This is a genomic window from Vallitalea longa, from assembly GCF_027923465.1.
Classification (GTDB): domain Bacteria; phylum Bacillota; class Clostridia; order Lachnospirales; family Vallitaleaceae; genus Vallitalea; species Vallitalea longa.
The window spans coordinates 1-26,774 of the sequence record NZ_BRLB01000030.1 but is presented as its reverse complement, the minus strand read 5'-3'; the positions used below and the strand labels follow the sequence as shown (position 1 = coordinate 26,774).

Annotated in this window: 21 protein-coding genes; 19 read left to right on the top strand and 2 right to left on the bottom strand. The window is 29.2% G+C overall.

The annotated features are described in order from the left end of the window. The first annotated feature begins 58 nt into the window (after positions 1–58). From QMG30_RS24175 to QMG30_RS24115, 13 genes are all read left to right on the top strand, one after another. The gene (locus QMG30_RS24175) at positions 59–868 is read left to right on the top strand and encodes a class I SAM-dependent methyltransferase (protein ID WP_281819764.1); all 810 of its coding nucleotides are present in this window, start codon (positions 59–61) and stop codon (positions 866–868) included. Between the two features lie 60 nt (positions 869–928). Next, the gene (locus QMG30_RS24170) at positions 929–1,297 is read left to right on the top strand and encodes a hypothetical protein (RefSeq protein WP_281819763.1); all 369 of its coding nucleotides are present in this window, start codon (positions 929–931) and stop codon (positions 1,295–1,297) included. Positions 1,298–1,580: 283 nt separating this feature from the next. After that, entirely contained in the window at positions 1,581–2,201 is a 621-nt protein-coding gene (locus tag QMG30_RS24165; RefSeq protein WP_281819762.1) for a hypothetical protein, read from the top strand. Positions 2,202–2,235: 34 nt separating this feature from the next. Next, a complete protein-coding gene (locus QMG30_RS24160; RefSeq protein ID WP_281819760.1) occupies positions 2,236–2,934 on the top strand; it encodes a hypothetical protein in 699 nt (232 codons plus the stop codon). 167 nt (positions 2,935–3,101) lie between these two features. Beyond that, a complete protein-coding gene (locus QMG30_RS24155; RefSeq protein ID WP_281819757.1) occupies positions 3,102–3,629 on the top strand; it encodes a GNAT family N-acetyltransferase in 528 nt (175 codons plus the stop codon). Positions 3,630–3,672: 43 nt separating this feature from the next. Beyond that, positions 3,673–4,275, top strand: a complete 603-nt coding sequence (locus QMG30_RS24150; protein ID WP_281819756.1) for a non-canonical purine NTP pyrophosphatase — start codon at positions 3,673–3,675, stop codon at positions 4,273–4,275. Positions 4,276–4,450: 175 nt separating this feature from the next. Continuing rightward, positions 4,451–5,314, top strand: coding sequence for a DUF2971 domain-containing protein (locus QMG30_RS24145; protein WP_281819755.1), 864 nt, complete (start codon positions 4,451–4,453; stop codon positions 5,312–5,314). A 105-nt stretch (positions 5,315–5,419) separates the two neighbouring features. Then, positions 5,420–6,094: a hypothetical protein gene (locus tag QMG30_RS24140; RefSeq protein WP_281819753.1), complete on the top strand. Its 675-nt coding sequence runs from the start codon at positions 5,420–5,422 to the stop codon at positions 6,092–6,094. A gap of 304 nt (positions 6,095–6,398) precedes the next feature. Continuing rightward, the gene (locus QMG30_RS24135; protein WP_281819751.1) at positions 6,399–7,109 is read left to right on the top strand and encodes a peptidase MA family metallohydrolase; all 711 of its coding nucleotides are present in this window, start codon (positions 6,399–6,401) and stop codon (positions 7,107–7,109) included. A 962-nt stretch (positions 7,110–8,071) separates the two neighbouring features. Beyond that, positions 8,072–8,209 (top strand): hypothetical protein, encoded by a 138-nt coding sequence (locus tag QMG30_RS24130; protein ID WP_281819749.1) that lies wholly within the window; start codon positions 8,072–8,074, stop codon positions 8,207–8,209. A gap of 86 nt (positions 8,210–8,295) precedes the next feature. Next, positions 8,296–8,733 carry an NUDIX hydrolase gene (locus tag QMG30_RS24125; RefSeq protein ID WP_281819747.1) on the top strand — a complete coding sequence of 146 codons (438 nt, stop codon included), beginning with the start codon at positions 8,296–8,298 and terminating at the stop codon, positions 8,731–8,733. Between the two features lie 113 nt (positions 8,734–8,846). Beyond that, positions 8,847–9,308 (top strand): GNAT family N-acetyltransferase, encoded by a 462-nt coding sequence (locus QMG30_RS24120; RefSeq protein WP_281819746.1) that lies wholly within the window; start codon positions 8,847–8,849, stop codon positions 9,306–9,308. Positions 9,309–9,499: 191 nt separating this feature from the next. Continuing rightward, entirely contained in the window at positions 9,500–9,742 is a 243-nt protein-coding gene (locus QMG30_RS24115; protein WP_281819744.1) for a hypothetical protein, read from the top strand. Positions 9,743–9,949: 207 nt separating this feature from the next. Here the strand turns inward: QMG30_RS24115 and QMG30_RS24110 are convergent, their stop codons facing one another. After that, on the bottom strand, positions 9,950–10,495 hold the full coding sequence (locus QMG30_RS24110; RefSeq protein WP_281819743.1) for an NADH peroxidase: 546 nt from the start codon (positions 10,493–10,495) through the stop codon (positions 9,950–9,952). 598 nt (positions 10,496–11,093) lie between these two features. Between QMG30_RS24110 and QMG30_RS24105 the strand changes: the two genes are divergently transcribed. The 3 genes from QMG30_RS24105 (at position 11,094) to QMG30_RS24095 (ending at position 14,931) form a co-directional block, all read left to right on the top strand. Continuing rightward, a complete protein-coding gene (locus QMG30_RS24105) occupies positions 11,094–12,266 on the top strand; it encodes a phosphopentomutase (protein WP_281819741.1) in 1,173 nt (390 codons plus the stop codon). Between the two features lie 52 nt (positions 12,267–12,318). After that, positions 12,319–13,644: a pyrimidine-nucleoside phosphorylase gene (locus QMG30_RS24100; RefSeq protein ID WP_281819740.1), complete on the top strand. Its 1,326-nt coding sequence runs from the start codon at positions 12,319–12,321 to the stop codon at positions 13,642–13,644. 105 nt (positions 13,645–13,749) lie between these two features. Further along, positions 13,750–14,931: a D-alanyl-D-alanine carboxypeptidase family protein gene (locus QMG30_RS24095; RefSeq protein ID WP_281819739.1), complete on the top strand. Its 1,182-nt coding sequence runs from the start codon at positions 13,750–13,752 to the stop codon at positions 14,929–14,931. A gap of 107 nt (positions 14,932–15,038) precedes the next feature. Here the strand turns inward: QMG30_RS24095 and QMG30_RS24090 are convergent, their stop codons facing one another. Then, a complete protein-coding gene (locus QMG30_RS24090; RefSeq protein ID WP_281819737.1) occupies positions 15,039–17,291 on the bottom strand; it encodes a helix-turn-helix domain-containing protein in 2,253 nt (750 codons plus the stop codon). A gap of 381 nt (positions 17,292–17,672) precedes the next feature. On the opposite strand from QMG30_RS24090, the gene buk reads away from it, so the two are divergent. The 3 genes from buk to QMG30_RS24075 all read left to right on the top strand — a co-directional run. Further along, entirely contained in the window at positions 17,673–18,752 is a 1,080-nt protein-coding gene (buk, locus tag QMG30_RS24085; protein ID WP_281819736.1) for a butyrate kinase, read from the top strand. Between the two features lie 67 nt (positions 18,753–18,819). After that, positions 18,820–19,725 (top strand): phosphate butyryltransferase, encoded by a 906-nt coding sequence (locus QMG30_RS24080; protein WP_281819735.1) that lies wholly within the window; start codon positions 18,820–18,822, stop codon positions 19,723–19,725. Positions 19,726–20,379: 654 nt separating this feature from the next. Further along, on the top strand, positions 20,380–26,774 hold a 6,395-nt coding region (locus tag QMG30_RS24075; protein WP_281819734.1), incomplete at its 3' end, for an Ig-like domain-containing protein.

The following is a 26,774-nucleotide window of genomic DNA, read 5'->3' as shown; positions in this document are numbered from 1 at the left end:
AGTTGAATTAATATATTTTAATATGAGTGTAGAGTACTGTAATGGAGAGGAGTCAAGTATGAATAGTATAGTAAAAAATTATTATAATGATAATGCTGAGCTTGAATGGAATAGACTAGGTAATCCATACACAAATATTGAGTTTAGAAGTTCAATGTATCTAATTGAGAAATATTTTCCCGAAACAGGTTACATTCTGGATATTGGATCAGGACCAGGAAGATATTCTTTGGAACTATTAAAGAAAGGTTATAAGCTTTCATTATTAGATATATCCAACAATGAATTAGATATAGCAAGAGACAAAATAAAAGAAGCAGGTTTGAGTTCTGAAGGATACCATTGTAAAAGTGCTTTGGAATTGGATTCTTTTGAGGATGAAAGTTTTGATGGTATTTTGCTTATGGGACCCTTATATCATCTTCATGAAGAGAAGGATAGAATGAAAGTACTCAAGGATACATATAGAATCTTAAAAAAAGATGGAGTAGGACTAATATCATATATCAATACATGGGGGGCACTTAAAGCAGGAGTGAGTGAGTTTCCAGAGATCTTCGAGAACATAGAATATTTTCAGAAATACGTTAATGGAGATTTAAAGTTAAGTTGTCTAGAAGGTTTTACAGAATCTTATTTCACTATACCATCTTTAGCTCTAGCAGAAGTAAAGAAAGCAGGGTTCAAAATAGTATCTTATGCTGGAGTTGAAAGCTTTTTATCGGGATTAAAGGCTCAGATTAATGAGTTATATAAAAATATGCCAGAAGTCTATGAGAACTTTATGGCATCAGCAGTTAAATGCTGTGAAATGCCACAATATAGAGATGCTACGGAACATATTCATATTATAGTAAAAAAAAGATAAATGATTAATAAAATATGATTATTTTCAACTTTTGAGATAAAAACGATAGGATGAAATAACATGATTATAGGAAATTTTGTTGAATTTGGAGGATGTAATATGTGGAGAGATGATGATGATAGACTTGATAATATTTTAAATTTTATTGTACATAAACGCATATCACAATATCCTTTAATATGTCCAATATGTTCTACACAGGAATTAAATTTCTATATGCATAGATATAAGGAGCATGTTCATAAAGGAGCAATATGGATTTGGTGTTCTAATTGTAAGTATTTTTCACATTTTTCCCTTGTTGTTCCTGATTGGTGGGAAAACAGCAATTGGATAGCATTAGAAGATTTAACGGCATTACCAATAAATCTTGAGAGTAAAAGAGAACAGATATCAAAACATATAAAAAATACTATAGGTAATAATTGAATTAGAATTTATTTGTGTTTTATATAGTTCGATTTTTTTAACATCGACTTGTTGTTTTACTTAAGATAGAAGTTACCATCTTAATTTAATGATTAGCAAGTATATGTTATCATGGCTAAAAAATATAAATTCTTATCTGCTTAATTGATAATATTATTCAACTAATAGCCATTAAATACTAATTTTTATTAACGACTAGAATATTCTTTGAGTTGCTAGATATTTAATTATTTGATAATATTTAAATATAATGTGAACTATTAAATGAATAGTAGGTGAAAGAATGAAGAACTTAAGTGTTGTTATAGTTTTGAGCATTTTTTTGTTATGTGGTTGCAATAGCAATAGTACGGTTAATAAAGAAGCAGATAATACAGATGTAATTAATGATAATATTAATACGACTAACAATGAACTAAGTAAAGATGTTAGTAGTAATAATGTGTATGAAGTAAATAAATATATTAGCTACATAAATGATGATGGATTATTTAAAGTAACTTTATTTATACAAGATGGAATACATACTTCAAAAGAACATATAGATATCTTTTCTACGGTAGAGTATATAGGTGATGATGATGAAGTTGAGATATGGCACGGAATACCATATTTCAAGTATAAAATATTTGATGGCGAAAATTATTATTGTGAAGGTATTAACTTAGATATTTTAATGAAAACTGTTCTAGAAAAAGGAAAAGTATATACTATACCATTTATTAAAGCTGGTGCTTGGTCAGAGGATGCTGATGATAGTGAGTATTGGGAGAAATATTACAAGGATAAAGAACTGAAATTACCTGTTGGAGAATATTCTTTGGCGGCATATTGTGATTTTAGTTTATCGGAATGTGGATCACATTACGACAATAAAGTTGAGATAAAATTTGAAGTTGAGTAGATAATGTATTTTATTTAGTTAGGAGATGATATCATTGAAATCAAATGAATTAGGTGGAATGGATTATTTTAGTTTAGGATTGTTAATTTTTTTAGCTCTTGGAATGGACATAGTAGTATCGTTTATTGACAAGTTAATTTGGCAAGATAACATTGGTATGGAAAATTTTTTCTCCAATCAGTGGTATGTATTAGTAGTACATTGGATGATAGTTATTATTTTATGGATAATAGGTGGTGTTCTTGCTTATAAATGGTTAAAGAGAAGAAGTAATATAAATGATATCATATCATTTGAAATAAGAAAAGATTTATTACCAATGATTTCTCTAGCAATTGTAGCAAGCATACTTATTACAGTTTTTGAATGGATAATTTCTTCACAACCATTGCCACAATTTTATCGGGAATTTTCATCATTTTATAGAAATCACGGAGAGGTAGCCTTTATCGTTTGGATTTTCCAGAATATATATTATCTAGTAGAATCTATGTTGGTAGTACTTTTACTAGCTTTAATGCAAAAAGTAGGGGAGTTATGGTTTAAAAACACTGTATTTCCTTTTGGTGGCATAGGATTATTATTAACTTGGGGGCTAGGACATTTAAGCAAAGGACTTGCTTCATGTATATGGATATGTTTGTTTTGCTTAATATTCGGGTGGTTATTTGTTAAAGCAAAAAGACGATGGTGGCCAAGCTTAATATTTTTATTTCTACAGTTTATTATTTAATTTATGAAATATTACATAGCTATAAAAAGGTCAGAAGGTTTAGTTGTATGCATAAGTGAGCAAATTATAGTTTTATTCTGCAAAGCCTTTTAATTAGCTTACTTGTGCAGAATATTGAAATGGGAAAGTTAAGTAATAAATTTAAAATTGGAGGTAAACGGTGATATATGCAAAATGTTAAATTGATTGAACCAAATGTATTATATAAAGATTCATTTCTTGATTTTGTCAATGATGTTAAGAATACAGGATATGAATCTTATGAACATTATACTAAGGCAGAAATAGATTTTGAAGAATTTATTGAAGACCAAATAAATGATAGTAAAGGTATTAATATACCCGAAGGATGGGTACCTTGTAGTAGTTATTGGCTTGTAGATGATAATGAAGAAGTCATTGGTGTAATTAGAATTAGACATAGGGTAGATAATGATTTTTTACAAGTAATAGGTCATATTGGTTATGAAATAAAATCTAATTGTAGGAGAGAGGGTTATGGAAGTAAATTACTTGAGTTAGGCTTAGTCGAAGCTAAAAAGATTGGATTACAAAAAGTGTTAATAACCTGTGAAGAAGATAATATTGGTTCAAAGCGCATTATAGAAAAATTTAATGGTATGTACAAGAAAAAATTGGTAGATGATGATGGAAAAAATGTATTACAATATGAAGTATGTACGGGTCCAAAATAAGTTGCGAAATATTGCATAATATAACAAGAAAGGGTTGAAGCATATGGACATAATCTATGGAACATATAATCCTGGTAAATATAAAAGTATGGTAAAAAGATTAAAAGGACTTGATATTAATTTGATTCCCCTTAATTCCTTTGATAGAAATCTAGAAGAGGCAGATGAGAATGGGAAAGAACCATTAGACAATGCTATTGCTAAAGCGCAAGCTTATTATAGACAATTGAAAAGACCAGTATTTTCATGTGATTCAGGATTATTTTTTGATAATGTTGATGAAGATGACCAACCTGGAGTTTATATAAAGCGAGTTAAAGGCAAGACTTTAACTGATTTAGGTATGCAATCTTATTATAGTAATTTAGCTAGTAAATATGGAGGTCGTTTGACAGCTTATTATAAGAATTCAATATGCTTGATTATAAACGACAATATTATTTATAAATATGATGGTCAAGATATAAACTCAGATAAATTCTATATAGTTTCAAAACCACATAATATTTTTCAAAAAGGATATCCTCTTGATTCTTTATCTGTCAATATAAAAACTAATAAGTATTATTATGATATGGATGAACAGGAATATAATAGGTCAAATGGATTCAGAAAATTTTTTATAAGAGTATTAAAATTACAGTAAACTTTATGTATCATATATTTATCATAGAAAGATGCAGTACAATCTAAGCCATTAAAAAATTAAGAGTATAATTTTAGTATATTAAATATAAAAAGTGGAAAAGTAAAAAGGATATGACTTAATTGAAATATTTGATTAGATATCTTCTACATTATTTTGTATGGAGTGGTTAATATTGAAAAAAGATATAAGAGATGAATTTTTACGATTAATTCATAATGAAGAGTACTTGAAGAGTGAAGAATATTTGAAAAAAAATATACCTAAAAAAATCTATAAGTTTATAGACTTTCTTAATAAAAGTGACGATGTAAATAAAGAAAATGATAAAAAACTTGATAGCTTAGCAAATAATCAATTATGGTTATGTAAAATAAGTAATCTTAACGATCCTTTTGAATATGTTGGTTGCCTCAATGATGAAAGTAAAGATAAAGATTTAATCAAGATGATTTATGATGCTTTCAAGCAACAGTTACTTATTACAAGTTTCACTGAGAATGGCTATGATAATATGCCTATGTGGTCCTATTACGCTAATGATCATAGAGGCATTTGTATTGAATTTGAAGTGCTGGATAATGAAAAGTTATACCCAGTATTATATGAAAATAAAAAACTGGATATAACTGAGTTAATTAAAAGATTAATTCAACTAAGTGTTTCTAATAATAATGAAGATGCAGCAAATAAAAAAACAATTATCAAATGGTTGTATATGTTAGCATTATTTAAACATACTAGTTGGAGGCATGAACAAGAATATAGAATAGTAAAAAGTTCTAGTTGTGATAAATTAGATGGATTGTCAATATCTGAAGATGAGGATGGAAAGTTGAATTTAGTAGATGAAGAAGGACGAATAATATCTATTGTTAATGAAGAGGGACAATCAATATCTGTAAGTGAACTTGGTCTCAAGGTTTCTACTATCTTTATAGGTAAAAATTGCGAATATCAAAAACGATTAATTGATATTAGTAAAAAGATAGATTGTGAAGTGAGACAAGTAACTATGGATGATGTTTGGATAATTTAATAATAGCTTGTCTTTTTTTGCGAATTCTTCATTCATGAAATTACAAAATATTCAAACATAAATTGATATTATAATACTATAAATGTTTTATGAAGGAGGATAATTATGTTAAGAAAAGTATCGCTAATCATGATATGCTTACTTGCTGTAGTATTTATATGGGATGCTCCTATACAAGCACAAAGTAGTTTTGACACTGAAAATTATGAATTACAACTGGAGATAGTAAAATCAGATGCATCATTTGGTGACACACAGATTGTCAGTCGCGATAGTGAGGTACCTTTGGGGTGGGTAGTTATAGAATATAATATACATACGAAAACTATTAAAAACATGAACGGTGCACCTTTTGGTTATACGCAGACTACTTGTATCCAAAGTCCAATACCTTGGAATTGGGTGATTCTAGAGAGTGACCAATATACAAGAGTTATTAAAAATATAAGTAGTGGTCCTTTTGGGCATACGGAAATAATCAGTCAGGAAAGTCGTGTACCTTCGTGGTGGGTAATTATAGAATATAATAAACATACGAAAACTATTAAAAACATGAACGGTGCACCTTTCGGTTATACCCAGACTACTTGTATCCAGAGTTCAACACCTTGGGATTGGGTTATTTTAGAAAGCAATGAATATACAAGAGTTATTAAGAATATAACAGGTGCTCCTTTGGGATATACTGAGATTATTAGCCGTGATAGTCCATATCCTTCAGGTTGGGTGGTTATAAGTTACGAAGAAAAAACAAAAACTATAAAATATATTGGTTCATAATAACGGATTTACAAAGTATTTAACATTGAAATCTGCAACAACCTATTTTCTTAAATGAAGATAGGTTATTTATTGGTTATTATGAAAGTATATGTTATTATATAACGAAAAACATGTTATAATGTAGGTTAAAGCTTATTTTATTATATTTTTTTGAAAACATGATAGTTTTTTTACTATCAGTGGTAATAATTACTATTTAAAGGTATTTGCAAATGTTCGTAATATTATAGTTAGGTAAAATTGTTGAATATATACATTATATAATCTAGTAAGAAATAATAATTATAAGGGAGAAAATAAAGTGGATAATAATATAAAAAGTAATTACAAGTTAAATTTGAGTAAAGAAACTGACCAATTTATAATATACTATACCGAAACAGATATGAGTTGTATTGAAAAAGTTTCTTATATTCTTGAAGATAGTTATAATAGAATTACTAATAGATATAATCAAAAGCTTAATGAAAAATTAATTGTTGAGATTTATTCAGAACATACCGAACTTCTTAATGCTTTAGGATTTCCTAATGCACCTAAATGGGTTAGAGGTGGAATTGGAGTTGGTAAAATTCTGATTGCGTCACCATTAAATCCACCATATGGTACAGACTTTTATGGTGTGGTAAATACTGCGGTTCATGAGTTCGTTCATATAATTGTAAATAAAATAAATAATAACATACCTAGATGGTTAAATGAAGGCATTGCTTCTTATGAAGCAAAAGACAATAATCAAGAATGGATTAGAAAGACAATTAGAAATGGATTGGAAAATAATAATATTCCTAAATTTAGAGATTTAGATACTGGTGATGATTTTGAAACATTTTTCAATAGAGATGGTTATCAATATTCTTATACCATCATAGAATTTATTGTTACAGTGTGTGGGTATGATAAGTTGAAAGAGTTTATTCAATCACCAACTGGGTATTTAGAAGTTTTTGGAATAACAAAAATTCAGTTGCAAGAGAAATGGATAACATATCTAATGGAGAAGTATCTATAATTATTTTAAATTTATATCAAAAGATGCGAAGAAAAAGATACTTACTTTTCCTAAAATGACTGCAATTAAAAAGAAAATATTCTAATGTTCATCTCATTTTTATTTGGGAAAAGAAAAGTATTGTGCCAATAGATATGGAAATGAATATATAAAATATATGAGTGAAACACCACGCTATATTTTTTTCTAAGTGAAATACTTATCAATTATTATATTAACATAAAAAAATGGTAATACTAAGTTGAATTAAGAATATTTTGAGGATAATAGAAACGGATATATTGTTCCAATATGGAAATATCCCTCTAGGATTGAGGAGATAGGTACTGAATTATCTAAAGGGCTTTTAGCATTCAATACCTAACCTTTTAGCTTTATGTGAATATCAATTAAAGTTTCAGTAATTTTTAACAATGTTAAAATGATACCTATAACAATAACAAATGTATTCATAAAAGGCCTCCCCATTCGTCAGGCGAGGGACACACCATATTACAAATATTATAACAGAAGATTCAAATAATGTAAATTAAATATTTATAAAAATAAAGCATATGCGTAATTATACATTGTAAATTGTTGCTGATAAAATAATACATATAGATACTTCGGGTAAATGTGAAGATTTTGAGTACCGTAATATAATAGAAGATTTAAAAGCTAATCCAAATCATATTAAAAATTATGATCTGGAAGAAATTTATCACCATTTGTTGATAATAAATGATAGCGTCAATTCCTTTTTCTACATTATTTAAGAATTGATAAAATAATTTTAAATTTATTGGTGGGTCTGTTACAGTAATAATTATATCATGGTACAGGATTTACTTTTTTGATTGAAGGTAGGTCCTTTTTTATTGCTTATTATTAAATTATTTGTTAATATTAAGTTGTGATAACGTGAACTTATTATATAATAGGATATATAAAAAAGATTTAGAAATTAGAGAAGGAGCAATATGGATATGGCGTTTGGTATTACTATTCTGGCTTATTTAGAATTAATATTAAAAATATGTATGTATTTTTCAATTACATTATGCTCAATAAAAGGAATCCAAGCATTGAGTGTTTATATTGATAACAATAGGCGATAGCAAATTAAAAGTAGAGTAAAGTTATATTTTGCATGTAAGGTATAATTTAGCTAAAACAATTATAGTTATTTGAAAGGAGTAATTGAATGAAACAATTCTTTTTTTCTACAAAGGCTCTTATAATTGATGGAGATAAGTTTTTGGCTATGTATAAAATAATAGATGGCAATAAATGGTGGGATTTACCTGGTGGTAGAATGGAATTTGGAGAAACGGCAGAAGAAACTCTCGCTAGAGAGATAAGAGAAGAATTAGGTGTTCAGATAAAACCAATTAAGCTAATTGATACGTGGAATTATATGCCTAGTGAAGAATTTCAAACTGTAGGTGTAATATATCATAGTAAAATTGTATCTGGAGAAATAACAATTTCTGAGGAACATGATGGATACAAATGGATTAATATAAAGGATATAGGAGTAGTTGGAGGGTTTACAAGAGAAGCTTTCGTAGAACGAATGAAATCATGGGATTGGAACTCAGTAATGGATGATAGTATAACATTTAGGAATGAACTTCTGTAGTAATAATTCAATATATAAAATATATACTAAATGTCAATTTACTCCTATTTATGGTATAATAGCTAATTACCAAGTCTACTCTAATAATTTAGAAATGTAAGGAGGATATTGATATGATAGTTAGAAAGGCAACTACTGATGATTTATCTATAATTAAAAAATTATATTGGTTATTGGATACAGACGCAATATACTATCAACCAGATCATTTTATGCTTTCTGAAAGACCAGATGATTTTATCTTAGATAAAATTAATAATGAAAAAACAGATTTTTTACTTGGCGAAATTGATGACGAAACAATCGGATTTATTCTTATAATTGAAAAAGAAACACCAAATATAAGCTGTCTAAAGAAAGAACGTTATGCTTATATTTTTGATTTTGTTATTGCAGAAGAATACCGTAGTAAAGGTTATGGAGCTTTATTAATGCAATTCTCTAAGGAATGGGGAAGAGAAAGGAACTTAGATTCTTTAAAATTATCTGTTTTTCCAGACAATTATAGAGGTATAGAGTTTTATAAAAAACAAGGACTAATAACAACTATGCACACAATGAAATGTTCATTATAAATTTACAGTTATATAAAAGTATTATTCAGGATATAAGAGTTTAAAGAAGAACTTATTTACGAGATATGGAGAAATATTTATGAAAACTTTAATTATTAATGGTTCTCCAAGAAAAAATGGGGATACAGTTGCGTTAATTATTACAATTCTTTTTTGTTTCAAGGCGGATTCGTAATGACAATAAATTTAATTTGACAAAAAAGAATGGTGCATTGATTCTTGTAGGTGGTGGAGATACCAACGATCTGAGTAAGGCACTAGATACAGCAAATACATTATTCAAGCATTTAGGAGTAAAGTCTATTGGAAATGTTTTTTCGTTGCAAACTGATAGTGTGTGTGGGCTAAAAGGAACAAGAGCGAAAGATGATATTGAAGCACTTAAAACTGCTCGTGAACTTGCAAATCAATTAAGCAAAATGAGTAAAAAATAGAATTTATTTACTAAAGCACTGATTAGTACATAACATAGCCTAAGTCCGTTATGAGGATTTAGGCTATATCTTATATAATATCATATGCAAGTACAAATTATTAAATATGCTGATACAAATGGATACATCAGCGATATAATTTAATAATAGCGTTTCATGGACTGTCTAAAATATAATCATATTAATGTATCTGGTGTTTATCTATTCTTATCCAAAATATCTATTGAGTAATCCTTTAAATGCCATACCATGTCTAGCTTCGTCTTTACACATTTCATGAACTGTATCATGAATAGCATCATAACCTAATTTTTTAGCTTTTGTAGCTATTTCTTTCTTACCAGCACAAGCGCCATGCTCAGCGTCAACTCTCATTTTAAGGTTAGTTTTAGTATCATCAGTTACAACTTCACCTAATAATTCAGCAAACTTAGCAGCATGTTCTGCTTCTTCCCAAGCAATACGTTTGTAAGCTTCAGCAACTTCAGGATAACCTTCTCTATCTGCTTGTCTTGCCATTGCAAGGTACATACCAACTTCAGTACATTCTCCTGTAAAATTCATTTTAAGTCCTTCTAGAATCTCAGGATCAACATCTTTAGCAACACCAATTCTATGTTCATCTGCCCAAGTCATTTCTGTATCTGTTTGTTCTACAAATTTACTAGCTGGTGCATTACATTGAGGACATTTTTCTGGTGCACTATCTCCTTCGTGAACATAACCACATATTGTACAAATAAATTTTTTCATAATAACATTTCCTCCTTGAATTTTAATATTTATATTTAATAATTATTGTTATTGGATAATTATTATCTGATGTAAATATTATAACATAATCTCATAGGATGTCAATAAAAAACTAAAAAATAATTTGAATAAATTTTTTGACCTTGGATAATATAATATTGTGAGTATTAACTATTCACAAATGCTTGTAAGTGAATATTTACCGTTTTACATCATAATTTTTGACAATAAAGTCTTAAATGAAAGGTGTGGTTAGGGTGAAAGGACATTTATAAGTAATATATGATAAAGACTAGTAGCCGATAGGTTACTAGTCTTTTGACATTTGGAATGATAAAATTGAATTAGTAAGGTTATGTTAAATAAATAGAAAATTATTATGATTATATAAGAAAAATTTGGTATAATATAATGTAAAATAAACTTATTATATAACAGTATGAAAAAGACAACTTATATATAGCTATAAAACAGGACATGTGTCGTTTATTAGCTAGTATCAATGTTATATAATTAAATTAAAGTAGGTAAAACATTACTGAACAAACATATTAAATAGTTAGAAAATTTTTATTATACAATTAAGGAGGTTTTTGTTATGATTGACAGAATAATATGGATAATTTTAGACAGCGTAGGTATGGGTGAATTGCCAGATGCAGACAAATTTGGTGACGTAGGGAGTAATACCATAGGTAATATTGCAAAAGAGTTGAAATTGGATCTACCTAATATGAGGAAACTTGGTTTGGCTAACATAGAAGGAATGGTCAATTTAGAGAAAGTTAAAAATCCAGAAGGTGTTTACGGTAGAATAGGTGAAATATCTAACGGAAAAGATACTACTATCGGTCATTGGGAAATGGTAGGAATATATTCTCCTATAGCATTTCCAACTTATCCTGATGGATTTCCAAAAGAAATAACTGATAGGTTTGAAGAATATGTTGGCAAGAAAATATTAGGTAATAAACCTGCATCAGGAACTGCTATTCTAGAAGAGTTAGGAAAAGAACATATGGAAACAGGTAGACCTATAGTCTATACTTCAGCAGACAGTGTTTTCCAAATTGCAGCACATGAAGAAATAATACCACTAGATAAACTGTATGATATGTGTAGGGAAGCTAGAAAAATATTATCTAATGAACATGCAGTAGCAAGAGTTATTGCAAGACCATTTTTAGGAGAACCGGGATCATTTTATAGAACTGCTAACAGAAGAGATTTCTCATTAGTACCACCAAAAGATACTTTATTGGATATCTTGAAAGAAAATGGTAAAGATGTTATTGGTGTTGGAAAAATAGAAGACATTTTTTCTGGAAAAGGCATAACAGAAGCTATTCATACAAAAGACAATATGGATGGAGTAGACAAGACTATCGAATATATGAACAAAGATAATAAAGGATTGATATTCACTAATTTAGTAGAATTTGATTCTAAATGGGGACATAGAAATAATGTTAAGGGATATGCACAAGGTTTAGAAGATTTTGATGCTAGATTACCAGAGATTATTAAAAATATGAAAGATACAGATGTACTTATGATAAATGCGGATCATGGTTGTGATCCTACAACACCAAGTACAGATCATTCAAGAGAATATGTACCTTTCTTAGCTTATGGAAAAGAACTCAAGAACAATATGGACTTAAAGACTCGTAAGACATTTTCTGATATTGGGCAAACAATAGCGCAGATATTGGGAGTTGAACAACTTGAAATAGGAGAAAGTTTTTTGGATGATATTAAAGGAAAGTAACTAATTTACATTTAGTAAACAATAATTGTCTTCATAGAAGGGTGATGTTATCATGAGAATGTATGATTTAATAGAAAAAAAGAAATTAGGTATGGTACTTTCAAATGATGAAATAAATTACTTTATTAAAGATTATACTGAAGGAATGATACCTGACTACCAAGTTTCTGCATTATTGATGGCGATATATTTTATGGGAATGAATGAGGAAGAGACTTTGGCATTAACATTAGCTATGGCTAAGAGTGGTGATATGTTAGATTTATCTAAGATAAATGGAATAAAAGTTGATAAACACAGCACGGGTGGTGTAGGAGACAAAACTACTTTAGTTATAGCACCAATGGTAGCGGCATTAGGAATTCCAGTAGCTAAGATGTCTGGTAGAGGTCTAGGTCATACAGGAGGAACAATCGATAAACTAGAATCATTTGACGGATTTAGTACAAAAGTAGATAAAGAGATATTTATAAAAAATGTAAATAACATAAAAATTGCTATAGCAGGTCAAACTGCTAATCTAGCACCAGCTGATAAGAAACTATATGCTCTTAGAGATGTAACTGCAACAGTCGATAATATATCTTTGATTGCAAGTAGCATAATGAGTAAAAAGATTGCATCTGGTTCTAATGCTATCGTACTTGATGTAAAGACAGGTAGCGGTGCATTCATGAAGAAAGAAGAAGATTCTTTTAAACTTGCTGAAGAAATGGTGAAAATCGGTAATGGGCTTGATAGAGACACAACTGCTATAATATCTGATATGGATCAACCATTAGGAAACGCAGTTGGTAATAGTCTGGAAGTTATTGAAGCCATAGAAACATTAAAAGGAAATGGACCAGAAGATTTAATGGATTTATGTTTAACTCTAGGAAGCCATATGGTAAAAGCTGCTGGAAAAGCTGAGACAGCGGAGGAAGGTAGAAAATTACTAGAAGAGACAATAGTCAAAGGTACTGCTTTAGAAAAATTGAAAGAACTAGTAGATGCCCAAGGAGGAAATAAACTATTTGTTGATGACACAGATATGTTCCGAAAAACAAAAATAATTCAACCAGTTAAAACAAATGATAGTGGATATATTAGTCATATTGAAGCTGACGAAATAGGAATTGCCTCAATGATTCTTGGTGGTGGACGTGAAACAAAAGATAGTATTATCGATTTTAGCGTTGGTATAGTTATTGATAAAAAGGTTGGTGCAAAAGTATCAAAAGGTGATGTATTAGCTTATATACATGGAAACGATCAAGAAAAGATTAAAATAGCTGAAGAAAAAGTTTTATCAGCTTATGAGTTTACAGAAGAAAAACCAAAAGAGAGGAAGTTTATTAAGGGAATAATTACCAAACATGGAATAATTACCATCTAGAATAAAGGTATAAATTTCTTCTAAAAGCTTACTCTAATAGTAAGATAATTAAACTATAGCAGTTTTTTAGGAATTATTATTATGAGTATAAGGAGTGAGCAATAAATGAAGAAAAGTTTAGTATGTTATTTACTTTCTCTAGTTTTATTATTAAGCTGTTCTTTTAATGTAATGGTTTTTGCTGAGGATGAACCAGCAACTGATAACAAATTAGAGATAACAGCTAAATCAGCAATATTAATAGAACCAACAACAGGAAAAATATTATATGAAAAAAATGCCCATGAAAAATTAAGACCAGCAAGTATAACAAAAATAATGACACTACTATTAATGTATGAAGCTCTAGAAAATGGTAAAATAGGATGGGAAGATGAAGTAGTTGTAAGTGAGCATGCTTCAAGCTTTGGCGGTTCCACAGTATTTCTGGAAACTAATGAAGTTCAGCCTGTAAAAGAATTGGCAAAAGGAATTGCAGTAGCTTCTGGTAATGATGCGGCTGTAGCTATGGCAGAGTATGTAGCTGGAACAGAAGGCGAATTTGTTAATATGATGAATGCTAAAGCTAAGGAATTAGGTATGAATGATACTAATTTCGCTAATGCATGTGGACTTGATGCTGATGGACATTTAACTAGTGCTTATGATGTTGCAGTTATGTCAAAAGAGTTAATAACAAAATATCCTCAAGTATACGATTTGACCAATATTTGGATGGATACAATAAAACACCAAAGAAAAGATGGTGAAGAAATCAGTGAATTGACAAGTACTAATAAATTGTTGAAAATGTATGAATATGCAACAGGATTAAAGACAGGTTCAACAAGTCTTGCTAAGTATTGTCTTTCAGGAACTGCTAATAAAGATGGTTTAGATTTAATAGCTGTAGTTATGGCAACTCCTGACCATAAAAAACGTTTTTCAGAAGTCAGAGAAATGTTAAATTATGGTTTTGCTAATTGTAAAATGTTCAAAGATACAATTAAAGATAAAGCACTTTCCAATATTCCAGTTAAGAAAGGTACATTAGAAAATATAGATTGTGTTGGTGCTAAAGATTTTAATTGCGTACTTGATAGTAAAGAACAACAAGAAGTGACTAATGAAATACAAGTACCAGAATTCGTTGAAGCACCTATAGCAAAAGGTGATAAAGTAGGGGAAATCATATATAGATGTGGTGATAAAGAAGTAGGAAGAGTTGATTTACTAGCAAAGGATGAAGTACCCAAAGCTACATTAGGATTTTATGTAGGTAAGATTTTTGGAATGTTCTTTCGCTAAGATTTTGGATTTATTTAAATGTATATAATTTATAGCTGTTTCAATATATTTTATCTATGTTAATACTAGATATTAACTTGATAATGAATTACGAAACAGCTATTTTTTTACTTTTTAATGACTTCAATTAATCTTGTTTCATTAAGCTTTATTGAACTTTCTAGATGCAAGGATTCATTAATTTTCACATTATTAACACTAATCCTCATATTTCCTTTGCTTTTAAGAAATTCTAGATCTTCTTTATCTAGTTCTATAGGAGATCCCATATTCAGCCATTCAGTAAAGATGCATCCGTTTTCTTCATTTAATAGATAAGTCCTGATCTTATATTCTCCTTTACATAATTTTAGATTAAGGTACACAATAGTTGAGATGCTACTAGCTGTTTGTTTCGAAAAAGAATTATAACTTATGGTATCAGTACTGTAATTAAACATATTACCGATTTCTTTATCATAGTAATACAATAGAATATAGTATCTGTCATGATTTTTTACAACTATGTAATAATCACCTCTGTCTATAATGTCACCTTTTATTTTATTCAATAGAAAGTATGTGTTGAAGATTGGTTTTTTTAATCCGTTAAAAGTTAATAAGCTGTCCTTTCCATTGAACATTTTGGAATTAGTCATAGGGTCAATAAGAGATACTATGAGATTTGCATTTTTATAAGTATCAAAATAATGATGTATGAAATAACTTGATATAAAACAAGTGTCATATAACTCATTAGTATTTCTGCTTTGATGGATATATGTATTTATATGTTTGTTTTTTAACCATTCAACTATATCATTGATAGTTTGAGTATTTTTCCAATAGAATTTATCGTTGATTTCAATAGTTACAAATTCAAGTTGGGAGAAGTCATAATTATTGACTATATTATCTGAAGTAAAATATTTATTAAGATTTATCAAGATACCTAATTGGAGTTGCTCATATGTACTAACGATTTTTTTTATGACATTGTTATAGAGATTAACAAATTTATCATAATAAGAAGATTTGCAACTGATTTCAAATTTCCAATTACAGACGTTGTAAATGCTGTATTTTTCGATACAATGATTAATGAATTTGATAACTATAGTATGCCACTGTTTTACAGTATAATATTTTTCATTGTACGATAATTTTATAAAAGGTTTAACGTTTATGCTCATTAGAAATTCAAGTATAATGTCAATATTAAACCAGTTAAGGCTTTTATCATCATTGAATATATTCATTTTCTTATCTAAAACATCTTCAAATCTTATATAATCAATCTTCATGTCTTTTGTAATATTTGTAAGGTTTTCTTTTAAGATAGTATTCATGTAATTGTTAGAAAAATTTATATGAAGTATGTTTTCTTTATTATAAATATGTGATGATTTATTAAGCATATTAATGTTTAGGTAATATACCTGGTTCAGATTTCCAGATAAGAAATCTTTTGCCAGAAGTTGCATATAATTATGCAAAATAGCTCTACTATTAATTGTACATGAAGTATTTTTTTTCTTTGGAGAAATATCAGAAAGATATTTTTTCCTGAATGAACTGGGAGTTTCTTTATATGTTTCTTTAAATATTTTAGTATAAGCTTTAACGCTTGAGAAACCATGTTCTAGTGCAATGTCTATAATCATCTTGTTAGTATTGAGTAAATCGTTCATAGATTTATTAAGCCTAAAAAGGTTTAGATATTTATTAAAACCAATTCCAACTCTATTTTTAAAAAATTTAGAAAGGTAGTGTATACTTATATATTCTTGATCTGCAATATGTGATAAAGTAAGTTTTTTGTTATAATTTTTATTTATGTTTTCAATTATAGAAATTAAACGTTGTTGTGAACGGTCATTGTGATTTCTATCATCAACTATGGCTTTTTTGAAATTTCTAAGTAGTAGTTCAACTAAAGCTAAAGACTGTTTTAGGAGTTTTATCTGATATGTATTTTCTTTATTTAATCTATACCACATCATAATGACTAGATTTTCTTTTATTGTATTGTATGTATTGGCGTCTTTGTTAAGCATAGTGGAGTTCATATGAAAAATGATTTCGGTAAATCCTTGATAATATTTCTGATAGAAGTAAGGGTCAAGTTGAAATACAAGAATTATTATGTCTTCTTCAAGAGGTGTTATTTCATGCATTTCATAACTATTTATTAAAATGATATTATCTTGATGAACTATGTAACTGATATCTCTTATCTTAACTCTTATAGTACCTTTTAATACAAATAAAATTTCAATTTCCTTGTGCCAATTCATAGGATAGACTAGTTTGCTTTCATGTAAAAAAATACTGAATGGGAGATTGCCACTATGCTTTATAATTTCAAATTTAGTATTCATAAATAATACCCTCTTTTTAAAATATATTAGATTACTATATGACTAATTTTTATGAACTGTATGACATATATAATTTATTAACAAAAGTTCAAAATTGATACCATTGATAAATTAGTTAAAATGTGATTGTTGTTGATAAAATCAACATATATTAAGGTTTTCTTAATATAATAATTTTACCTTAATCTTATCTTTGTTTCAATAAAATGTCAATAAATTAAGTACAAAAAAAGTATGTTGTAAGGTGTAAAAATTGTTATTATGTTTTATGCCTTTAAAACCTGACAAAAAAAGGTTGCTATTTTACCAAAAGGAGCACCGAGAAAAATATTTAATGGTGTTAATCTATAGACATGAAATATGAAAGGAAGTGGTATCAATATGGAAAGTAAATTCAGGATTTTAGTAATAAATCCAGGTTCTACTTCAACTAAAATAGCGATATATGACAATGAAGAGCAATTGTTTGAAGAAACATTACGGCATTCTACTAAGGAACTTGAAGTATTTGATACAATACTAGAACAGTATACATTTCGTAAAGAAGCAATAATTAAGGCTTTACAGCAAAGAAATATTGAATTATCTAGTCTAAGTGGTATTGTAGGTAGAGGAGGTATTCTGGAGCCGATAGAAGGTGGTACATATATTCTAGAAGATAATTTAGTTAATGCATTAAGGGACTGGGCTATCAAAAAAGGTCATGCATGCAATTTAGCTGGTCTTATTGCTAATGATTTAGTAAAAGAATTAGGTATTAATGCATATATGGTTGACCCCCCATGTGTTGATGAATTAGCAGATGTTGCAAGAATTACCGGGCTTGAAGGTACTACAAGAACTAGTATGTTTCATGCTCTGAATCAAAAAGCAGTGGCAAGGAGAGCAGCTAAAAAACTAGGAAAAAGATATGAGGATTGTAATTTTATTATTGCTCATGTAGGTGGAGGTATATCTGTTGGGGCACATAAGAATGGACGAGTAATCGATGTCAATAATGCTCTAGATGGTGATGGTCCTTTTTCTCCAGAAAGAGCAGGTGAAATTCCTACAAGTGAGTTAGTGGAGTTATGTTTTTCTGGTGAATATACAAAACAACAAATCAAAAAAATGTTAACCGGAAAAGGTGGTATCGTTAGTTATCTTGGAATTAATGATATGAGGATTGTTGAAGATATGATGGATAAAGGTGATAAAAAAGCATCTATTATATATGATGCTATGGTTTATCAGGTAGCAAAAGCTATAGGAGCAATGTCTACAGTGTTGATGGGAGAATATGACCAAATAATATTAACTGGTGGAATTGCTTATTCAAAATTGTTCAGTAAAAAATTAAAAGAAAGAGTTGATTTTTTAGGTGACTTCGTTGTATTTCCAGGAGAAGATGAATTAATAGCGTTAGCAGAAGGCGGCCTTCGCATACTTAGGAACGAAGAAAAAGCAAAAATTTATCAATAAACTATTGTATATATATTATAATTTATGTAAAATTATAAAATCCACTATTATAAAAAGGAATGATCAGATGGTTTGCAAATTTGAAGATATTATTAAATTAGCTAAAACAAAAGAACCTAAGGTTCTTTCGGTTGCAGTAGCTCAAGATATAGATGTATTGAATTCAATAAAGATAGCTGTTAATGAGGGAATAATTAAACCGATTTTAATAGGTGATAGAGATCAGATTATTGAAATAAGTGGTCAAATAGATTTTGATGTCAGCAATATTGAAATCGTTAATGTTCTAGATAAAATTGAAGCTTGTAATGCGGCAGTTAAAAAAGTAACTGATGGTGAAGCTGATATGGTGATGAAAGGTATCGTTGATACAGCGATTATCTTAAAAGCTGTATTGAACAAAGAAGCTAATCTTAGAACTGGAAGAGTACTTAGCCATGTAGGAGTTATGGATATACCGACATACGATAGACTGTTGCTTGTATCCGATGCAGCGATGAATATTGTTCCAGATTTAATGACTAAAAAGCAGATAATTGATAATTCGGTTATTGTTGCTAGAAGTATTGGTATTAACGAACCTAAGGTAGCGATATTGTGTGCTAAAGAAAAGGTCAATCCTAAAATGCAAGCTACTGTAGATGCAAAGGAATTACAAGATATGAATCAAAGAGGTGAAATAAAAAATTGTATAGTTGGCGGACCATTAGCTCTAGATAATGCAGTATCACTGGAAGCCGCAAAGCATAAAAAAATAGATAATCCTGTTGCTGGTAATGCAGATGTATTAATAGTACCTTCTATTGATGCAGGTAATGTTCTATACAAATCTATAGTTTTTTTAGCAAATGCTAAAGCTGCAGGTGTTATTGTAGGTGCTAAAGTACCTATTGTAGTTACCTCTAGGGCGGATACAGAGATATCTAAGATTAATTCAATAGCTCTAGCAATGTTAATGTCACAAGATAATTAAGCAATTTAGTAATAAGAAAAGTAAAGCTATAATACAAATCTAACTTCCAAAAGAATTGTTTTTTATATGTAAAAGTATAAAGAACAATTCTTTTATATTATGTAAATTCTTTTTTTGCATATGGTACCTTTAGAGAACTATAACTTTATTGCTTATATTTCTACAATTCAATAGTAATTACTACAAATATCAAATAAATTCTATTAAAAAACCAAGAAAATATCTGAATATTAAGGAATAATGTGAATAATATTATTTGATTATTATATTATTTATTGGTATTGTTAACGCTTTTTGTATATAGTGGATAGATATGTTGGACAAACTATATCTTTTAATGTAAAAATATGTAGGTATAAATTACTATAAATGGTAAAAAAATGAATTATGTTCATATTCTGTAAATTAGTACTTAATACCTAAAAAATGCTTTTTTAATTGATTGATAGGTGGTATAATAAAATTGTTATAATTTTGTGGTTATATAAATTATATAATCAGCATAAAATATTCGTAATATGATAATTCATAATATGATTTCATTATATTGATTAGAGACAATTCTAAAGAGTACTATGACGACTATTATTAAAAAACTTAAAAAATTCATACTAATTATTTGCTAGAACAAAAAAAATTTGGAGGAGAGCAAGAATGAGGAAGTATAAGATTTTTAAGCGACTGCTTATTGTTTTTTTGACTGTAGCGGTTACAATTTCAGGAATTCCAATTAATTCTTATGCAGATTATTTAGAACCTGAGCAAATCCAAGTAACTGATACTACTCAAGCAGTTGCACAAAAGACAAAAGAAAACAATTCAGATGATAGTATAAAAAATGAAAAGGGGGATAAGAAGAATCAAGTAGATGAAAACATTAGTAAAGATGTAGTCAATAATGATGTAATAAATGAAAAAGATATAAAGCCAAAGGATACCAGTAATAAAAATCTAGATGCTAACATTTCTGATAATATCAATAAAGAAGACTCCAATGATATATATGAGGATAATATACATATAGGAGAAAATGATAAAATTGATAAGCAGACAGAAAATGTTAACCAAGATGATAATATGAATTGTGGAAGTGATGATAATACTGAAAGCGATAATGCTGTACAAGAAAAAGATATAAAAGATGATGCTGAAGAGGAAAATATCAACGATAGTGATGATAAAGGAAGTAATAACAGAACTGTAAAAATAGATGACAATACAGATGAAAGTACAGATGGTAATAAGCATCAATCAAATAATGAAGATAGTGATGTAAATGATTCTGAAAATATAGATGAGAATACAACTACAAATAGAAGCGATGATAATAGTAATATTGATGAAGAAAGTGACGATAATAACAACAATAGTGACAATGAAAATCTTGATATAGATGAAAATATAGAAAATCAAGAAGATGTTCACAAGGATATTGATGAAGAGGAATTATCTGATGATGTTGAGGAAATTACTGATATTGATTTAACTGATTCTAGCAATTTACTTTCCGATACTATGGTAGAAGAGATGTCGGTTGTTATTAATAATGTGGCTGGAAGAAGTTCTATTAGTGTATATATTGATTCAATGATGATTGATGAGTTAGAAGGGTCAACTCAAAAGGTAATTAAACGTCCTGTAGATACAGAAATTACTTTAGTTGCTATAGATTATGATGGTGCTGATCCAACACATATATTTAATTGTTGGTATATTCAAACACGCTCGGATGAAAATTTATTCATACCAGAAGATACTATTACTTTTAAGATTCAAGATTATAAGGCTGTAACACCATGGCATAGTGAAGAATTTGAACCTAAAGTAGAATCAAGAATTGAAATAGATGGTGAAACAGAAATAGAAATTCCACTACAAGATAGTGTAACCAGTGAATATACTGCAATAATTTATGATCAAAATGATGAAGAGATGGAAGATTCATCTGTTACATGGTCAATCAATGAGTCTATAGATGGAGTAGAAGTAGATGAGAAAACAGGTGTTTTGACAGTAAATGATGAAGCCAATGCTGGTAGTTTTACATTAACAGGTGAAACTAATAATGGAGTAGAAGGTAACTTATTAATAAATCTTTTTTCTCATGAGACAATAGCTCCACCTGATGTAATTGCAGATGATGATAATAACAGTATTAATGGTAATGATGCAGATAGAGAAAATATGGAGTATTCATTAAATGATAACAATGGTTGGATACCATATAATCCTAGTTATCCACCTGATTTATCAGGAGATGTAACTATTGAACTAAGGTTTGTTGGTACTGAAACAGAATCACCAAGTGATTCAACAATTCTTGAATTTCATTATAATTACGAAGAAAATTTTAATGAAGATAAAGAAGAATACCCAGATATAGTTAGTGATAAAAGAGGATACTTAAGTGTTAAACATTATAATATTTCTAATCAACCAGAAGTTGATATAGATGATAGATATAAGATGTTTGGTAGCGAAAGATATGATGGTTTCATTATGCAAACCCCTAGAAAATCTTTTGGGAATGATTATTTCAATATGTATGATGAAAGTGAAGAAGGATCATTATATTTTGAAGCTGATTACGATGACTCACATGAACCATTTAACAAGGCAATTGCAATGTGGGGTTATTTTGTTCCAGAAAAAACGGGATATTATCAATTATATGCTTATAGTGATGATGGGATTTACGGTTCGGTAACAATTGATAGTAATGAAAATATTTTTGTTGATGAATGGGATTATCAATCTCCTAAGACAAGAGGTAATGATGATTCTTATTATTTGCAAGAAGGTAAAATATATCCTATTTATATGGATTTCTTTGAAAATAGGGTAGATTCTGCTGCTTTTAAATTACAAATGTCTTTTGACGAAAATCAAATTGAAGATGTTCCAGGATCGTATTTATATCCAAGTACAAATGATTTATCATATATTGAAGAAATACCTGTATATGGTATAAATGTTGAACCAGAAACTCAGATAATTAATTTGAATGAGATTGACAGCATTAGTTTGAGTGCAACAATAACTCCTGAAAATGCTACAAATAAAAATATTAACTGGTCTTCCAGTGATGAGAATATTGCTAATGTAGACACTAACGGTATTGTAACACTTAATGAAATTGGAACTGTAACGATAACAGCAACAACTGAAGATGGAAGTTATGAGGATAGCTGTGTATTAACTGTTGTTTCAGAACAACCAGGAAATCCAGATGATTATTTTTATGCTAGTGACAACAAAGGAACTCTAGTTAAATATTATCCATATAGGACTACTGATAAGACAGAAGTAGTTAAAAAGAACATAGGTGTTTATAGAGATATAGCGACATTACCAGATGGTTCTCTAGTAGGAATAACAGAAAATGGATATCTATATAAAAACATTGAACTTGGAAAACATGATAGAAAAAATATTACGCCATATCATTATAATTGGTATGATGATGACGAGGGTGATGACGACGATGATGATGATCGTATAGGATATTTCTATGATGTTAATGCTTTAACTTGTGGACCTGACGGGGACTTGTATTATGTAAAAGAGTATAATGGAAGAATTAAAAGATATGATATATATAATGATAGGATTCATGATGTGATTAATACGAGGTTGAATTCTAGAGGAGATATTGTTTTTCTAGATAGTGATACAATATATTATACAGCGTATAGTAGGCATAATTCATATTTGGTTAGAGTTGACTTGAATACACATCAGATTGAAAAAATCTCTACGTTACAAGAAGCGCCATATGGAATTACTGCTTTAAATAATAAATTGTTTGTTACTTATGCTAACGGCAATAGAAGTTATGTTGATGTATATGATGCTGATGGAAATAAATTAAATTCTCAATCAGAACAGATAACTAATTTAAAACAAGTATATGGTGCTGCACAAGGTATAGAAAAACATGAAAATTCATTAGAATTGATAGGACCTTATGATTATGATTATTTCTATCTTAATGACAAAAACGGAAGAATTATTAAGTATTACCCAGAAACGAATACTATAGAAGAAGTTTCTAATAGTTGGGAAATATATCTTGATATAGCCAACAAAGATAATGAGCTTGTAGGAGTCAAAGATGGAGGCCTTTATAAGAATATAACTACTGATCCTGTTTTAATTAAGCAAGTAACTAATAATACAATTAATTCACTTACTTATAACAATGGATTGTATTATTTTATAGAGGGTTCGATTCTATATGCATATGATCCAGTAAAAAATAATTATATAAGTATTGTAGATGTAGGCTATGAATCAAAAGGAGATTTAGTTGCTCTTAATGGAGATATGTATTTCCTAGGTAACGTTGGGTTTAATAGGACAAAACTTATGAAGATAGACTTTAATAATAATTATAAAGTTACTACAATCAAACAATATTTTACAAGGATGATGGCTATTGCGGTTGCTAATGATACATTATTCGTGAGTTATGATAATAGAGTTGCAAAAGTAAATCTGCCAAATGGTAATTTATATGATGAATTTAAAATTTGGTCATTAAATGAAATATTTGGTGCTGCACAAGGTGGTTATTCAACATCAATAATAACAAGTATAACTATAAATGGACCTAATACTGTAAATGTGCCACCTGAAAATTTAAGTCCTGAAGTATTACTTTATGAGGCAATAATTAAAGATCAACATGGTAATATAATTGACGAAAAGGCAAAATGGTCTCTAAAACAACAAGTAGATGGGGTAACCATTGATTCAGAAACAGGAGCATTAAGTATAACAAATCAAGCAAATAGCGGTAGAATTATAATAATAGCTAAGTGCGGTACATTAGAAAGAGAAAAAGAAATAGTAATAAATAGAGATGAATCTCAGGTAACAAATATCATTATTGATGGTGCTGACATTATAAATGTACCAACCCAAGAAAATAGTCCAAAAATGACTGATTATAATGCAGTGATAAAAGATCAGTATGGAAATGTAATTAGCCAGGATGTAAGTTGGTCATTAAAGATACCAGTAAGTGGAGTAAGTATAAATTCTACAACAGGGTTATTGGAAGCAACTAACCAGGCAGATGCAGGAACAGTTACAGTAGTAGCATCTAGCAATGGAATGCATGAAGAAAAAATCGTAACAATAGAAAAAGTAGAACCAGAAGTAACAAATATAACAATAAATGGTGAAAGTATAATAGATGTACCAACCCAAGAAAATAGTCCAGAAACAACTGATTATAATGCAGTGATAAAAGACCAGTACGGAAATGTAATTAATCAGGATGTAAGTTGGGCATTAAAGATACCAGTAACAGGAGTAAGTATAAATTCGATAACAGGGTTACTGGAAGTAACTAACCAAGCAAAAGCGGGAACAGTTGTAGTAGTGGCAACTAGCGATGGACTGCAACAAGAAAAACAAGTAACAATAGAAAAAACAGATCCAGAAGTAACAAATATTATCATAGATGGAGCTAGCAGTATAAATGTACCAACCCAAGAAAATAGTCCAGAAACAACTGATTATAATGCAGTAATAAAAGATCAGTACGGAAATGTGATGGATGAAAATATAAGTTGGTCATTAAAAACGCCAGCAAATGGAGTAAGTATAAATTTAGAGACTGGAGTATTACAAATAACCAACCAGGCAAATGCAGGAATAGTTATAGTAATGGCATCTAGTAATGGAATGACTGAAGAAAAAACAGTAACAATAGAAAAAACAGAGCCAGAAGTAACAAATATAATAATTAATGGTGAAAGTATAATAGATGTACCAACCCAAGAAAATAGTCCGAAAACAACTGATTATAATGCAGTAATAAAAGACCAATACGGAAATGTAATTAGTCAGGATATAAGTTGGTCATTAAAAGCATCAGCAAATGGAATAAGTATAAATCCAGAGACTGGTGTATTACAAGTAACTAACCAAGCGGATGCAGGAATAGTTGTAGTAATGGCTTCTAGCGGTGGAATGCAGGAAGAAAAAACCGTAACAATAGAAAAAGCAGAATCAGAAGTAACAAATATAACAATAAATGGTGAAAGTATAATAGATGTACCAACCCAAGAAAATAGTCCAGAAACAACAGATTATAATGCAGTAATAAAAGATCAGTACGGAAATGTAATTAGTCAGGATGTAAGTTGGTCATTAAAGACACCAGTAAATGGAGTAAGTATAAATCCAATAACAGGGTTACTGGAAGTAACTAACCAAGTGGATGCAGGAACCGTTGTAGTAGTGGCTTCTAGTAATGGAGTGCAGGAAGAAAAAAACGTAACAATAAAAAAATTAGAACCAGAAGTAACAAATATTATCATAGATGGAGCTAGCAGTATAAATGTACCAACCAAAAAGAATAGTCCAGAAACAACTGATTATAATGCAGTAATAAAAGATCAGTACGGAAATGTGATGGATGAAAATATAAGTTGGTCATTAAAAGCACCAGTACCAGGAGTAAGTATAAATCCTATAACAGGGTTATTGGAAGTAACCAACCAAGCAGATGCAGGAACCGTTGTAGTAGTGGCATTTAGCGATGGAATGCAGGAAGAAAAAAACGTAACAATAGATAAAGCAGAACCAGAAGTAACATATATAACAATTAATGGTGAAAGTACAATAGATGTACCAACCCAAAAGAATAGTCCAGAAACAACTGATTATAATGCAGTAATAAAAGATCAGTATGGAAATGTAATGGATAAAGATGTAAGTTGGTCATTAAAGATACCAGTAACAGGAGTAAGTATAAATTCGATACCAGGGTTACTGGAAGTAACTAACCAAGCGGATGCAGGAACACTAGTAGTAGTGGCTTCTAGTAATGGAATGACTGAAGAAAAAACAGTAACGATAGAAAAAGCAGAATCAGAAGTAACAAATATCATTATAGATGGAGCTAGCAGTATAAATGTGCCAACCCAAAAGAATAGTCCAGAAACAACAGATTATAATGCAGTAATAAAAGATCAGTATGGAAATGTACTGAATAAAGATGTAAGTTGGTCGTTAAAAACACCAGCAAATGGAAT